Here is a 13,391-nt window from a genome sequence, read left to right as displayed (position 1 = left end):
TTTTGTGTATAGATGATTAGTCTTTATTTTCGTGTGGCAAAATCAAGTTCAAGATGATTCCTGTCATGGCTGATAGAGCAGTACCTGAAAGTGTAACTGGGCCAAGTTTGAGGATAGCCCCACCAAGTCCAAGTACCAACATGGCACTTGCGATGATGAGGTTACGCATTTGGCTGAAGTCAACGCGTTCCTTAATCAAAACTTTCAAACCATTGCTGGCGATAACCCCGTAGAGAAGGATGGACATGCCACCAAGCACAGCATTTGGAATGGTTGAAATCAAGGCAGTAAATTTACCAAGGAAGCTAAGAGCAATGGCGATGAAGGCCGCGTTACGGATAACAGAGACAGAAGCGATGCGAGTCATCCCGATAACTCCTGTATTTTCTCCGTAAGTCGTGTTAGCTGGTCCACCGAGGAAGGCGGATACAGATGTCGCGATACCGTCACCGAGAAGCGTACGGTGAAGTCCTGGTTCTTTTAGGAATTGACGGCCACAGATTTGACTCAAAACTGTGTGGTCTCCAATGTGTTCTGAAATTGTTACGATTGCAATTGGCAAGATAGCAATTGTTTCAGGACCGAAGTACAAGTTGTACTCTTTAAAGGCACCACCAGTGCTAAATGGCAAGTAGAAACCAGGAATTTCAAACCAGTTGGCTTGAAGGACTGGGGTAAAGTCAACCAAACCAAGCATCATAGCGAAGATATACCCACCGATGATGGCAAAGAGGAAAGGAATGATACGGAGGAACCCTTTTCCTTTTGTATTGATAAAGGCTGCAATCAAGAACGTAACAACGGCTACAAGGGCGTTTTTCCAGTTTCCGTCTGCCACAAGTCCAGCATTCGTTACAGCAGAACCAGCAAGACCAAGACCGATAACGATAATCATAGGTCCGATAATGATTGGTGGCAAGAGTTTATCAATCCATTTCGTACCTGCAAAACGAACACTTGCTGCTACAAGGACATAGACCAAACCAGTCAAGATGACCCCAGTTTGAGCAGCAGATACATCGCCCCCCATTTCTTTCATGGCTAGAGACATAGCCGTGATAAAGGCGAATGAAGAACCTAGGTAAACTGGAACCTTAAAACCAGTAGAAATCATGTAGATAAGTGTTCCAATACCGGAAGCAAAGAGAGCAACCGACACGGGCATTCCCAAAATTAAGGGAACGAGAATGGTTGCACCAAACATGGCAAATACGTGCTGGAAGCTGAGAAGAATACCTTTACCAGCAGAAGGACGTTGATCAACGTCTAGTAACAAGTCAACAGTTGATTCCTGTTTCATAAAAACCTCACTTTTGGGCACCAAAAAAGAGCCCATTATTTTGCAGCAATAGGCCCTCAGAGTAAGACTTTTTAAAAAATAGCTATCTTTTAAAAATTTATATAAATCTGCGCCTTCGTCACCTCACAGGATGACATTAAAAACCTTTGCTTAGGATAGTATAGCAGAAAAAATTCGTTTTGTAAACGAATTTTTCCCGAGCCTAGAAATGCGAAAGCGAGGTTTGATTTTGTAAATCATTTTTTCCCGAGCCCAGAAACAAAAAAGCGAGGTTGATTTTGTAAACGAATTTTTCCCGATCCTAGAAATAATAAAGCGAGGCTGATTTTGTAAATTGTTTTCTGAACTTTAAACAAGGGTGCACCATTGTTTAAAGTGGGCGTTTGTTGGGCATGCCAGCCTTTCTTGGGTACTTGTTAGGTGTTTCCTTTTTCTTTTCGACGACAGTGATGTAGCGCGGATCTCCATTTGGTAGGGCGTAGCTGAGATTGTCTTCGACCTTGCTGAAGAGGAGGTTGAGGGCATTCTTGGCTTCTAGCAATTCCTCAGGAGCATTGCTGGCCTTGAGTGCCAATAGTTTGCCACCGACTTTAAGATAGGGAATGGTCAGCTCAGACAAAACCTGCATACGGGCAACCGCACGAGCCGTCACCACATCAAACTGGGCACGGAAGTTCTTGTCTTGGGCAAAGTCTTCTGCCCGTCCATGGTAGAAGTGAACACCGTCCAAATCCAGCTCCTGAGCCAATAGTTGGAGGAAGTTGATGCGCTTATTTAGCGAATCAATGATGGTTACATCTAACTGAGGATAGAGGATTTTCATAGGAAGGCTGGGAAATCCTGCCCCAGCCCCGATATCAAGAAGTTTGATAGTTTCATTTGAAATCAAACCTTGCAGAATGGGTGCAATCGAATCATAAAAATGTTTGAGATAAACTTCTTCTTTATCTGTAATAGCGGTCAGGTTAATTTTTTCATTCCACTCGACCAAGAGTTCAAAATACCGTTCAAATTGGTTCTTTTGCTGGTCCGAAAGTGGAAGATTTTGCTCAGCTAGTAGGCTGTAAAATGTTTCTGGTTTCATAGTAGTTTCCTTCTCTAGTATCATCTTATTTTACCATATTCGTTAAAATTTTGATATACTGGTAGTAATCTAAAAGCAGAAAGGAATAAGATTATGACTTGGATTATTCTTGGAGTTTTGGCTCTGATTGTTATTTTTGTGATTGTTAGCTATAACGGTTTGGTTAAAAATCGTATGCAGACCAAGGAGGCTTGGAGCCAGATAGATGTTCAGTTGAAGCGTCGTAATGATCTCCTCCCAAACTTGATTGAAACAGTCAAAGGCTATGCGAAATATGAAGGTTCTACCTTGGAAAAAGTGACAGAACTTCGAAGACAAGTAGCCGCAGCAACTTCACCAGCTGAAGCTATGAAGGCCAGTGATGCCCTTACCCGCCAGATTTCTGGTATCTTTGCAGTAGCAGAGAATTACCCAGACTTGAAAGCTAGTGCTAACTTTATCAAATTACAAGAAGAGTTGACCAATACTGAAAATAAAATTTCTTACTCACGCCAACTCTACAACAGTGTTGTCAGCAACTACAATGTAAAACTTGAAAGTTTCCCAAGCAACATCATCGCAGGACTATTTGGATTTAAAGCTGCAGACTTCCTTCAAACACCTGAAGAGGAAAAGGCAGTTCCTAAAGTTGACTTTAGCGGATTAGGTGACTAAGATGTTGTTTGATCAAATTGCGAGCAATAAACGAAAAACCTGGATTTTGTTGCTGGTTTTCTTCCTACTCTTGGCCTTGGTTGGTTATGCGGTTGGCTATCTCTTCATGCGCTCAGGTCTTGGTGGCATGATTATTGCCTTGATTATTGGTCTTATCTACGCTCTGACCATGATCTTTCAATCGACAGAGATTGTCATGTCTATGAATGGGGCGCGTGAGGTTGATGAGCAAACAGCTCCAAACCTCTACCATGTAGTAGAAGATATGGCCATGGTCGCTCAGATTCCCATGCCTCGTGTTTTCATCATTGAGGATTCATCTTTAAATGCCTTTGCAACAGGTTCGAATCCGCAGAATGCAGCTGTCGCAGCCACTTCGGGTCTCCTAGCCATCATGAACCGTGAGGAGCTAGAAGCAGTAATGGGGCATGAAGTCAGTCATATCCGGAACTATGATATCCGTATTTCGACCATTGCTGTTGCCCTTGCTAGTGCTATTACCCTGCTATCTAGTATGGCAGGACGGATGATGTGGTGGGGTGGTGCAGGCCGCAGACGGAGTGATAATGATCGTGATGGAAATGGTTTGGAGATTATCATGCTTGTTATCTCTCTCTTAGCCATTGTTCTAGCACCTCTCGCTGCAACCTTGGTGCAATTAGCCATTTCCCGTCAGAGGGAATTTCTGGCGGATGCATCTAGTGTGGAGCTGACCCGCAATCCTCAAGGGATGATCAATGCCTTGCGTAAGTTGGACAATAGCGAGCCGATGCATCACCATGTCGATGATGCCAGCAGTGCTCTGTACATCAATGATCCTAAGAAAGGTGGGGGACTACAAAAACTCTTTTATACCCACCCACCTATCTCAGAACGAATCGAACGCTTGAAACACATGTAGAAAAAATGGCTCTTTGTCAACTGTAGTGGGTTGAAGAAAAGCTAAAATAAGCTCCATAATATCCATAGGGGATTTACCCACTACAAATATTATAGAGCCGAAAAATATTTGAAGCAGGTGGATAGAAGAAATCACCTGCTTTTTTCTCGTCTTTTGAAAATGATGGACATTTTGAGGATAGTATAGTTGATGAGGGTTTTGATGTAGATAAAAACGTTCAGACACAGAGGATGATTGAGGCAGTGCGAGATGCACTATCAAAATTAAATGATGAAGAAAGAGAAATCATTGATAGACTTTATTTCAATGATGAAACTATTCGTTTGGTGGCTGAAATGAAAAAAATATCTCATCCAGCTCTCATAAAGAGAAGAAATAAGATATTGGAAAAGCTAAGAGAGTTGCTGAAAGAATTTAGATAGTAATGAGAAGAAGCGGGAAAAAAATTTTTGTCTGCTTCTTTTTAGATATTGCAATGTTTTAACTGTTATGCTATAATAATAACAGTTAAAACACAAATAACAGTAGGGGGTTGATGATGAATATACAGATAAATAATTCCAGTGATGAACCAATATATCTGCAAATAAAAAATCAAATTAAAGCACAAATCATTTCTGGAGATTTGAAAGTGGGAGAACAACTACCTTCGATAAGATTCTTAGCGAAAGAAATAAGAGTAAGTATGTTAACTGCAAAAAGAGCTTTTGATGAATTAGAGTTAGACGGGTTTATAAATTCGGTACAAGGAAAAGGTAATTTTGTTGCAGCACAAAATAAAGAACTAATTCGAGAAGAATACTTAAAGAAAATTGAATCGAAGCTTCAAGAAGTAGTTGAACTTTCAGAAATTGCAGATGTATCCAGTGATGAATTGATAAAAATGTTAAAGAGTTATGTGGAGGGTGAATATGAGTAAATATGCTATTGAAATTAAAGATTTAGTAAAAACATTTGACAGTTTTAAACTAGGACCGGTAAATCTTACTATTCCGAAAGGAACAATAGTTGGATATATCGGACAGAATGGAGCTGGTAAAAGTACAACTATAAAATTGTTACTTGGGCTTTTAAGAAAAGACTCTGGCGATATAAGACTTTTAGATGAGGAAAATCCTAATAGTGTTGAACTGAAAGATAAACTTGGAGTGGTATTTGATGATTTGTTAGTGCCGGAAGAAATGACATTAATCGATGTTGAAAAGTTTTGTCATAGAGTTTATTCAAAATGGGATAAAAAGCAGTTTTATGGATTCGTTGAAAAATTCAATTTACCACATAAAAAGATGATTAAAAACTATTCTCGTGGTATGAAAATGAAACTTTCAATGGCTGTTGCTTTATCTCACAATGCTGAACTTTTGATTTTAGATGAAGCAACAAGTGGGCTTGACCCAATTGTAAGAGAGGAAATCTTGGATTTGTTATTAGATTTTATGCAAGATGAAAATCATACAATTCTTATTTCTTCCCATATTTTATCTGACTTAGAAAAAGTGGCAGATTACATTGCTTTTATCCACAATGGAAAAATCTTATTTATGGAAACAAAAGATGAGTTAAAAGAAAACTACGGTATATGTACTTTATCCAATGAAGAAGTAAATAACATTGATGAAGAAGCCATTGTAGGAAGAAGAATACATTCTTTTGGGCAAGAGTTACTTGTTAAAAAGAGTCTTGTACCTGATGGTATCAAGTTACAAAAACCGTCAATTGAGGATATTATGATTTACTTTGTGAAAGGAGTGAGACAATAATGACATCATTAATTTTGAAAGATATAGCAACTTTAAAAAAGACATTATTATTAACGGTTACTATCAGTATTGCACTGGCTGTATATGGAATTTATGAAAATGAATTGTTTATGGTTCCGTTAATATGTGTAATGATTCCGCTCATACTTACTGCAATCGCCTTTGGCTATGATACAAAATCAAATTTCGAACAGTTTGCATTTTCGATGCCAATAAAAAAGAGCAGTTATGTGTTGAGCAAGTTTTTCTTTGCATTTGCCTTTGGTTTGGTTGGTTCAATCTGCATTTTTGTACTGTTGATGACAAAAAATCAAATGTCATTGGATAATATAGTGTTTATTGCTTTAATTACATTAGCTGCTAGTATACTTATGTCTGCCATTCAATTACCATTTATTCTTAAATATGGTGCTGAAAAGGGTAGACTCATTATGGTAATCACTTATTTCTTAATATTTGCTTTATCAACACTGTTAAAAGAAAAGTCAAATTTTCTTGCAGAACTAATGGAGATTTTTAGTAAGAATTCTATATCAATGATTTGCTTAGGAATTTTAGTTGTAAGCATATTAATCATAGGGCTTGCAGTAAAATTGTCCGTTATGATTATGGAGAAAAAAGAATACTAGTTATAAATTATTTAATTTGTAGTTAAGTGGCAGAGATGGAAAAACAATTTTTTCCTTAATTGTCAAGTCAAGTGCAACAAAGTTGTTCTTCTGATTAAGTGAGTATCTTTCAAGCTGTTTGAGTTAGCTCAAACAGCCCAAAGAATCCAGAGGTCGTCTCTGGATTTTTGCTATATTCAACATTTATAAATCTTGTAAATCAACAACTTCCAAACCATTTTCTGTCAAACGATAGATACTCGTACAGACCTCTTTTAAGAAGCGTCTGTCATGCGAAACAGTAATCAGACCGCCTGGATAGGAGGCAAAGAGTTTTCTGATTTCGGGTTGAGAAGTGGGAGAAAAGTTTCGTGTGGGCTCATCTAGAAGGAGAAAGTTTGGTTTGCGCAACACTAAATCCAAAAGTAGAAGTTTACCCTGTTGACCACCAGATAAGGAGCGGATTTGGTGGTGCATCTCTGGATAGCTGAAATTGAGACTAGCTAGGTGAGATTGGATTTTCTGCAGTTCCTCTTTTCGTCCAGTTTGACTGAGGTAGGCTATTGGAGATAAATCCAATTGCAGTTTTTTATGGTAATCTTGTGGCATAAAAGCAAGCGAAATCTCTCTTTTGGCGCTGAGCAGTTGTTGAAACTTGGCTAACAGAGTTGATTTCCCAACACCATTTGGCCCAATGATACCGATTTTATCTTGGCCACGGACAGTTAGTTGTAACCCCTGAGCTAAAACGCGCTCTCCAATGGACAAATTTTCTTTTTCCAGTTGGATTAATACTTTAGAAGCCGGTAATGGTTGGACGTCTGAAAAGAAAAGTTGGATTTGTTCCTCGTCAAGTGGCTTTTGGGTCATGGACTGGGCTTCCTTTTCAAAGCGTTTTTCTTGAGAGAGTACATTTTTCATCTTTTTAGCCAATAGGCGCCCGGCAACATCATTTTTAGTATTTCGCAAAGCATTTTCTACATTCTGCTTAACGCGACGATGTTTTTCCATGGTTTTGTCATAGGCTCTTTGGTCGTTAGCAGCTTGCTGGCTTTGTCTGGCAAAACTAGCCTTCCTCTGGTCACTATAGCGATCGTAGTCTAAATGCTCCACTAGGGTTTCGGCTTCTTTCCGGTGTTTAACAAGGCGTAAATGGATAATAGTATCCGCAGTTTGAGAAAGAAAGTCTTCATCATGGGAAATGAAAATAACAGTTTGCCTAATCTTTCGAATTTGACCTTTTAGCCAATCAACCGTCTCAAGGTCTAGGTCATTTGAAGGTTCATCTAAAAATAGAATCTCAAAGGGTTTTGCCAACTCATGGATGAGCTGAATTTTCAAAGCTTCGCCCCCTGATAGACTGCCAATTTCTTGGTCGCTAGCAAAACGGTCGCTATCAAAGTGCAATTCCTCCGCCAAACGATAAAGAATACTGTAGTCTAAATCAGCAGAATCCAAAAAGAAGTAGTCATGTAGAGTTTTCTTTTTCAGGTCCTCAGCTAGTTTTTGAGGAATGTAGGCCAGTGATTGAAGGTCAGACTGAATGTCGCCCTTGATAGTAAAATCAGGCAAAGCTTCCCCCATTAAAGCTCGTAGTAAAGTCGATTTGCCATTTCCCTCTTCACCAATAATAGCAACCTTTTCTCCGTCTTGGATAGTCATGGTTAGGTCAGATACAAGATCTCGTAGATCTTTGTTTTGTGTGATGGTCAGATGATTGATTTTTATCATATTGTTGCCCTTTCTAGAATGTCCATAGTGCATAACAAAAAGCTCTACTTTATCTAGTAGAGCCCAAAGTCACTGTCAAAACTCTATTATCCTCGTTGAAAAGGTCGTCAAACTAGCTTGGAGCTGCCTAACCCAAGAGGGGCAGATGATTAGCTTTCCAGTTTTTTGATTTTCAATGAGGACAAGATACTAGAAAATCTAGTATTAAAAGAGCACACAAAAAGAGACAAAAACAAGATCTACTAAATAAAGGTTCTTTATTTGATAGATTAGTTGTTCATGTCTCCCTTACCTCCGAGTATTAGTACCTCTATCCTATACCTTTCAGGAAATTTTGTCAATAGAAAACAGGAAATTCTAGTTTTTATACTCAATGAAAATCAAAGGGCAAACTAGGAAGCGACCCGAAGACTGCTTAAAGCACAGCTTTCAGGTTGCAGATAGAGCTGACGAAGTCAGTAACCCATACCAACGGCAAGGCGAAGTTAACGTGGTTTGAAGAGATTTTTGAAGAGTATCAGAAACCAAAAACAGGCCCATAGAGAGTCAGTACGTGTTTGACATGTTCGTAGTGGAACTTGTCATAGTTGCGCCAAGCGGTGCGTGCTTGATCATTCAGTTTTAGGCTCCCTAGTCCAATCAGAAGACTGGTGCGTTGGTAAAATTTCTCAAGGTCGATTAAGATACTGTTGTCCAGCTTTTCTGCTTTTTTTAGTTCCGTAAGAGTGGTGTTCAGCAGCTCTTGCAGTCGAAGATCATCGGCTGTTCCTTGTTTGCAACTTTGGTAGCTTTTATCTAACTCGGAAAGGAGTTGGTAAGCTTCAGTGATGAGTGCTTTATCTTCCATATGAGCATCCTCCTTGCTCTAGTGTATTCTTGCCTATAGTATAGCACTAATAGGAAAGTTTGTCATAGTAAATATGTTAAAAAATGAGATTTTAATATCAAAGTTTGGAAAGCTGACTTATAGCCTTTTCATGGTATAATCAAGTGAGTACATCTTTATGGAGGAAATATGAAGTTAAATATTCAAGAAATTCGTAAGCAACCTGAAGGCCTGCATTTTGAACAAGCTTTAGACCTGGCAGCAGACTTGCGTAAACGGAACCAAGAGATTTTAGATGTCAAAGATATCCTTGCAGTGGGGAAGGTACAGTACGAAGACCGTCTGTATTTCTTAGACTATCAGTTGTCATATACCATTGTCCTTGCTTCCAGCCGCAGTATGGAGCCGGTTGAGTTAGCTGAGTCTTATCCAGTGACAGAAGTTTTCATGGAAGGAGCGACCAACCAACTGGACCAGGAAGTTCTAGATGATGATTTGGTCTTGCCTATCGAAAATGGGGAAATCAACCTTGCAGAGAGCGTAGCAGATAATATCTTGCTCAATATCCCAATCAAAGTCTTGACGGCAGAAGAAGAGGCGGGCCAAGGTTTTGTGTCAGGAAATGACTGGCAAATCATGACTGAGGAAGAATACCAAGCCCAACAAGCAGTCAAGAAAGAAGAAAACAGTCCATTTGCTGGCTTGCAAGGACTGTTTGATGGAGACGAGTAGATGGTTTTATCCAAGAAACGTGCCCGTCATGTCATAGAGGAAATTATTGCCCTTTTTCCAGATGCCAAACCAAGTCTAGATTTTCGCAATCATTTTGAACTCTTGGTTGCGGTGATGTTGTCAGCTCAGACGACAGATGCAGCGGTAAATAAGGCCACGCCAGGTCTCTTTGCTGCTTTTCCAACGCCACAAGCCATGTCTGTCGCGACAGAGAGTGAAATTGCTTCACACATTTCTCGCCTGGGACTGTATCGAAATAAGGCCAAATTCCTTAAAAAATGTGCCCAACAGTTACTAGACGATTTTGATGGTCAAGTGCCTCAGACACGAGAGGAATTAGAAAGTCTAGCGGGTGTTGGTCGTAAAACAGCAAATGTCGTCATGAGTGTGGGGTTTGGGATTCCTGCTTTTGCAGTGGATACTCATGTGGAGCGTATCTGTAAGCATCACGATATCGTAAAAAAATCGGCTACGCCACTTGAAGTAGAGAAACGTGTTATGGATGTCTTGCCACCAGAAGAGTGGTTAGCAGCCCACCAGGCTATGATTTACTTTGGACGAGCTATCTGCCATCCCAAAAATCCAGAATGTGACCACTATCCCCAACTGTATGATTTTAGTAATGTTTAAGGGGACTCTGAAAAAGTTTTTGCTTGATTTTAAGGGTGCTTTGTGCTATAGTAAATGATAACTAAATAGTCCTTTAAACCTGTCCCGTGAGGCAGGCAAGGAGCGCGATAAAGTAGAAGGGTGAAGTCTATACTGTATACAGTAGGGCTCGCTTAGCTATACATTTCAAGTCTCCTTGTAGAAGGAGACTTTTCTTTTTGGAGGTTTGTCATGAAGACAAAAGAAGTTGTAGACGAATTGACTGTCAAACGAGCGATTACGCGAATTACTTATGAGATTATTGAGCGCAATAAAGATTTGAATAAAATTATCCTAGCTGGGATAAAAACGCGTGGTGTTTTCATCGCTCATCGTATCAAAGAACGCTTGGAGCAGTTGGAAAACATCACTGTTCCTGTTGTGGAATTGGACACCAAACCTTTCCGTGATGATGTTAAAAGCGGAGAAGATACTTCTTTGATTTCTGTTGATGTGACAGACCGTGAAGTTATCTTGGTGGATGATGTACTCTATACAGGCCGTACCATCCGTGCTGCTATTGATAACATTGTCGGCCATGGTCGTCCTGCGCGCGTGAGTCTTGCGGTGCTAGTTGATCGTGGACATAGAGAATTGCCTATCCGTCCAGATTACGTTGGGAAAAATATCCCAACCAGTCGTTCTGAAGAAATCATCGTAGAGATGACAGAACTTGATGGCCAAGACAGAGTTCTGATTACTGAAGAAGCTTAGAAAGCTGAAGGAGTAGCCATGTCAGAAAATCAACAAGCATTGAACCATGTGGTTTCCATGGAAGACCTTACAGTTGATCAAGTGATGAAATTGATCAAACGAGGGATCGAGTTTAAAAACGGAGCCCAACTTCCCTACGAGAACAAACCTATCGTATCGAATCTCTTCTTTGAAGATTCTACACGGACACATAAGTCCTTTGAAGTGGCAGAGATTAAGCTGGGGCTGGAACGACTTGACTTTGATGTGAAGACTAGTTCGGTCAATAAGGGTGAGACACTGTATGATACCATCTTGACCCTATCTGCTCTAGGAGTGGATGTCTGTGTGATTCGCCACCCAGAGGTTGACTATTACAGAGAGTTGATTGCGAGTCCGTCGATTACGACTTCCATTATCAATGGTGGTGATGGCTCAGGTCAACATCCTAGCCAGAGCTTGCTTGATTTGATGACCATTTATGAGGAATTTGGGCACTTTGAGGGTCTCAAGGTTGCTATTGCAGGCGACTTGGACCACTCACGTGTTGCCAAGTCCAATATGCAGATTTTGAAACGCTTGGGAGCTGAACTATACTTTGCAGGACCTGAGGAATGGAGAAGTCAAGAATTTGCGGACTATGGACAGTTTGTAACTATTGATGAGATTGTTGATCAGGTGGATGTTCTGATGTTACTCCGAGTTCAACATGAACGCCATGATAGTGGAGCCGTTTTTTCAAAAGAAGATTACCATGCTCAACACGGTTTGAACCAAGAACGCTATAATCGCTTAAAAGAAACAGCAATCATAATGCATCCTGCTCCAGTTAATCGAGATGTGGAAATTGCTGACCACTTGGTTGAAGCATCAAAATCACGCATTGTCCAACAAATGACCAACGGTGTCTTTGTTCGAATGGCAATCTTAGAATCCGTACTGGCGAGTAGAAACGCCAACTAAAACACAAGACGTTAAAAGACGCCAGTGAGCGTCCACGAGAGGTGAAAATATGACAAAAAGACTTCTAGTATTAGAAGATGGTACAGTTTTTGAAGGCAAGGCCTTCGGAGCAGATATAGATGTAACAGGCGAAATCGTCTTTAATACAGGGATGACAGGCTATCAAGAATCCATTACTGACCAGTCTTATAATGGGCAAATCTTGACCTTTACCTATCCTTTGGTAGGAAATTATGGCATTAATCGTGATGATTACGAATCCATCATTCCAACTTGTAAGGGAGTTGTCGTTTTCGAAGAAGCGCGTCGAGCTAGCAACTGGCGCAACCAAATGACCTTGGATGAATTTTTGAAAGCTAAGAAAATTCCAGGTATTTCAGGGATTGATACGCGTGCACTTACCAAGATTATCCGTAAGCATGGTACCATGCGTGCAACCTTGACTCACGTTGGGGACAGTATGGACCATGTGACGGACCAGCTCCAAGCAACAGTCTTGCCGACAGACAATATCAAACAAGTTTCTACTAAAACTTCCTATCCAGCTCCAGGAGTTGGTTTGAGCGTGGTCTTAGTAGACTTTGGGCTCAAGCACTCAATTCTACGTGAACTTTCTAAGCGCAACTGTAACGTTACGGTTGTTCCGTATTCAACAACGGCAGAAGAAATTCTCCACCTCAATCCTGATGGAGTTATGTTATCAAATGGTCCAGGTAACCCAGAAGATGTTCCAGAAGCACTGGACATGATTCGTGGTGTGCAAGGAAAAATCCCAATCTTCGGAATTTGTATGGGGCACCAACTCTTTGCTATGGCAAACGGGGCTAAGACTTATAAGATGAAATTTGGACACCGTGGATTTAACCATGCAGTACGTGAGATTGCTACAGGCCGTGTAGACTTTACTAGCCAGAACCACGGTTATGCAGTCAGCCGTGAGGACTTGCCAGAGCATTTGATTATTACTCACGAAGAAATCAATGACAAGTCAGTTGAAGGTGTGCGTCACAGATACCAACCAGGTTTCTCTGTTCAATTCCACCCAGATGCAGCTCCTGGTCCACACGACGCAAGCTACCTATTTGACGAGTTTATCGAGATGATGGAAGCTTTTAAACAAGCAAACTAAGAACGAGTAAAAGCTCGTCGGAGAATTTATGTAACTGAACACGGACGGAAAGCTCGGAATTTAGAGAAACCAACTTGGATTGTCAATCCTTCCTTGATTTCCTAAAATTCAATCGCTTTCTATTCGTCCTTTGTATCTTATTTAATGTCGCTCTGTGAGGCGACGAATAGAAAGGCAGGTCGTTTCTTTTAGTCGCTATCAGGCGAACTAAAAACTCCCTGCACTAGATTTTTTATCGAAAAATATCGTTTCTCTAAAAAATCGTCGGAGAATTTATTTAATGGCAACCCGAGAGTTGCCGAATAGAAAGGAGAAGGGTGGTCCGTATTTGCTGAACTGAATACGGGCTACGGACGGTGCTA

The 13,391-nt window shown here is 40.5% G+C and carries 14 protein-coding genes and 1 pseudogene; 11 read left to right on the top strand and 4 right to left on the bottom strand.

The features are described from left to right. Positions 1 to 16: 16 nt before the first annotated feature. Complete coding sequence (locus GMD6S_RS02920) at positions 17 to 1,300, bottom strand: uracil-xanthine permease family protein (RefSeq protein ID WP_000808282.1); 1,284 nt, start codon at positions 1,298 to 1,300, stop codon at positions 17 to 19. 370 nt (positions 1,301 to 1,670) lie between these two features. Further along, the gene (gene rsmG / locus GMD6S_RS02915; RefSeq protein ID WP_000801953.1) at positions 1,671 to 2,384 is read right to left on the bottom strand and encodes a 16S rRNA (guanine(527)-N(7))-methyltransferase RsmG; all 714 of its coding nucleotides are present in this window, start codon (positions 2,382 to 2,384) and stop codon (positions 1,671 to 1,673) included. Between the two features lie 93 nt (positions 2,385 to 2,477). Between rsmG and GMD6S_RS02910 the strand changes: the two genes are divergently transcribed. From GMD6S_RS02910 to GMD6S_RS02885, 6 genes and pseudogenes are all read left to right on the top strand, one after another. Beyond that, a complete protein-coding gene (locus GMD6S_RS02910) occupies positions 2,478 to 3,038 on the top strand; it encodes a LemA family protein (RefSeq protein WP_000219838.1) in 561 nt (186 codons plus the stop codon). A gap of 1 nt (position 3,039) precedes the next feature. Further along, positions 3,040 to 3,939 (top strand): zinc metalloprotease HtpX, encoded by a 900-nt coding sequence (gene htpX, locus GMD6S_RS02905; RefSeq protein ID WP_000895757.1) that lies wholly within the window; start codon positions 3,040 to 3,042, stop codon positions 3,937 to 3,939. Positions 3,940 to 3,999: 60 nt separating this feature from the next. Beyond that, a pseudogene (locus GMD6S_RS02900) lies at positions 4,000 to 4,361 on the top strand (RNA polymerase sigma factor). A gap of 116 nt (positions 4,362 to 4,477) precedes the next feature. After that, positions 4,478 to 4,858, top strand: a complete 381-nt coding sequence (locus GMD6S_RS02895) for a GntR family transcriptional regulator (RefSeq protein WP_001025497.1) — start codon at positions 4,478 to 4,480, stop codon at positions 4,856 to 4,858. Further along, positions 4,851 to 5,699: an ABC transporter ATP-binding protein gene (locus GMD6S_RS02890; RefSeq protein WP_000049613.1), complete on the top strand. Its 849-nt coding sequence runs from the start codon at positions 4,851 to 4,853 to the stop codon at positions 5,697 to 5,699. Before GMD6S_RS02895 ends, GMD6S_RS02890 begins: the two co-directional genes overlap by 8 nt. Further along, complete coding sequence (locus GMD6S_RS02885) at positions 5,699 to 6,328, top strand: ABC-2 transporter permease (RefSeq protein ID WP_000202415.1); 630 nt, start codon at positions 5,699 to 5,701, stop codon at positions 6,326 to 6,328. The genes GMD6S_RS02890 and GMD6S_RS02885 overlap by 1 nt, the downstream gene beginning before the upstream one ends. Before the next feature lie 183 nt (positions 6,329 to 6,511). Here GMD6S_RS02885 and GMD6S_RS02880 read toward each other — a convergent pair whose 3' ends face one another. After that, positions 6,512 to 8,071 (bottom strand): ATP-binding cassette domain-containing protein, encoded by a 1,560-nt coding sequence (locus GMD6S_RS02880; RefSeq protein WP_008285058.1) that lies wholly within the window; start codon positions 8,069 to 8,071, stop codon positions 6,512 to 6,514. 484 nt (positions 8,072 to 8,555) lie between these two features. Then, positions 8,556 to 8,885, bottom strand: coding sequence for a hypothetical protein (locus GMD6S_RS02870; protein ID WP_000389545.1), 330 nt, complete (start codon positions 8,883 to 8,885; stop codon positions 8,556 to 8,558). Between the two features lie 168 nt (positions 8,886 to 9,053). Here GMD6S_RS02870 and GMD6S_RS02865 point away from each other — a divergent pair, with 168 nt between their 5' ends. The 5 genes from GMD6S_RS02865 to GMD6S_RS02845 all read left to right on the top strand — a co-directional run bounded on the left by GMD6S_RS02865 (position 9,054) and on the right by GMD6S_RS02845 (position 13,029). Continuing rightward, positions 9,054 to 9,596 carry a YceD family protein gene (locus GMD6S_RS02865; protein ID WP_000773194.1) on the top strand — a complete coding sequence of 181 codons (543 nt, stop codon included), beginning with the start codon at positions 9,054 to 9,056 and terminating at the stop codon, positions 9,594 to 9,596. Beyond that, a complete protein-coding gene (gene nth / locus GMD6S_RS02860) occupies positions 9,597 to 10,226 on the top strand; it encodes an endonuclease III (protein WP_000244432.1) in 630 nt (209 codons plus the stop codon). A gap of 210 nt (positions 10,227 to 10,436) precedes the next feature. Next, positions 10,437 to 10,958 carry a bifunctional pyr operon transcriptional regulator/uracil phosphoribosyltransferase PyrR gene (pyrR, locus tag GMD6S_RS02855; protein ID WP_000850018.1) on the top strand — a complete coding sequence of 174 codons (522 nt, stop codon included), beginning with the start codon at positions 10,437 to 10,439 and terminating at the stop codon, positions 10,956 to 10,958. 18 nt (positions 10,959 to 10,976) lie between these two features. Continuing rightward, a complete protein-coding gene (locus GMD6S_RS02850; RefSeq protein WP_001293856.1) occupies positions 10,977 to 11,900 on the top strand; it encodes an aspartate carbamoyltransferase catalytic subunit in 924 nt (307 codons plus the stop codon). 49 nt (positions 11,901 to 11,949) lie between these two features. Continuing rightward, positions 11,950 to 13,029: a carbamoyl phosphate synthase small subunit gene (locus tag GMD6S_RS02845; protein WP_000166847.1), complete on the top strand. Its 1,080-nt coding sequence runs from the start codon at positions 11,950 to 11,952 to the stop codon at positions 13,027 to 13,029. Positions 13,030 to 13,391 lie beyond the last annotated feature (362 nt).

This window comes from Streptococcus sp. GMD6S (assembly GCF_000297015.1).
The sequence above is the reverse complement of the archived record's forward strand: the minus strand, read 5'-3'. Positions and strand labels throughout refer to the sequence as shown.

What these genes read in the sequence shown, in the direction of transcription:
- GMD6S_RS02880 (WP_008285058.1), bottom strand. Translation starts at nt 8,071, where the DNA reads ATGCACTATGGACATTCTAGAAAGGGCAACAATATGATAAAAATCAAT.
- nth (WP_000244432.1), top strand. Translation starts at nt 9,597, where the DNA reads ATGGTTTTATCCAAGAAACGTGCCCGTCATGTCATAGAGGAAATTATT.
- GMD6S_RS02865 (WP_000773194.1), top strand. Translation starts at nt 9,054, where the DNA reads ATGAAGTTAAATATTCAAGAAATTCGTAAGCAACCTGAAGGCCTGCAT.
- GMD6S_RS02910 (WP_000219838.1), top strand. Translation starts at nt 2,478, where the DNA reads ATGACTTGGATTATTCTTGGAGTTTTGGCTCTGATTGTTATTTTTGTG.
- GMD6S_RS02895 (WP_001025497.1), top strand. Translation starts at nt 4,478, where the DNA reads ATGAATATACAGATAAATAATTCCAGTGATGAACCAATATATCTGCAA.
- GMD6S_RS02890 (WP_000049613.1), top strand. Translation starts at nt 4,851, where the DNA reads ATGAGTAAATATGCTATTGAAATTAAAGATTTAGTAAAAACATTTGAC.
- rsmG (WP_000801953.1), bottom strand. Translation starts at nt 2,384, where the DNA reads ATGAAACCAGAAACATTTTACAGCCTACTAGCTGAGCAAAATCTTCCA.
- GMD6S_RS02870 (WP_000389545.1), bottom strand. Translation starts at nt 8,885, where the DNA reads ATGGAAGATAAAGCACTCATCACTGAAGCTTACCAACTCCTTTCCGAG.
- htpX (WP_000895757.1), top strand. Translation starts at nt 3,040, where the DNA reads ATGTTGTTTGATCAAATTGCGAGCAATAAACGAAAAACCTGGATTTTG.
- GMD6S_RS02885 (WP_000202415.1), top strand. Translation starts at nt 5,699, where the DNA reads ATGACATCATTAATTTTGAAAGATATAGCAACTTTAAAAAAGACATTA.
- pyrR (WP_000850018.1), top strand. Translation starts at nt 10,437, where the DNA reads ATGAAGACAAAAGAAGTTGTAGACGAATTGACTGTCAAACGAGCGATT.
- GMD6S_RS02845 (WP_000166847.1), top strand. Translation starts at nt 11,950, where the DNA reads ATGACAAAAAGACTTCTAGTATTAGAAGATGGTACAGTTTTTGAAGGC.
- GMD6S_RS02850 (WP_001293856.1), top strand. Translation starts at nt 10,977, where the DNA reads ATGTCAGAAAATCAACAAGCATTGAACCATGTGGTTTCCATGGAAGAC.
- GMD6S_RS02920 (WP_000808282.1), bottom strand. Translation starts at nt 1,300, where the DNA reads ATGAAACAGGAATCAACTGTTGACTTGTTACTAGACGTTGATCAACGT.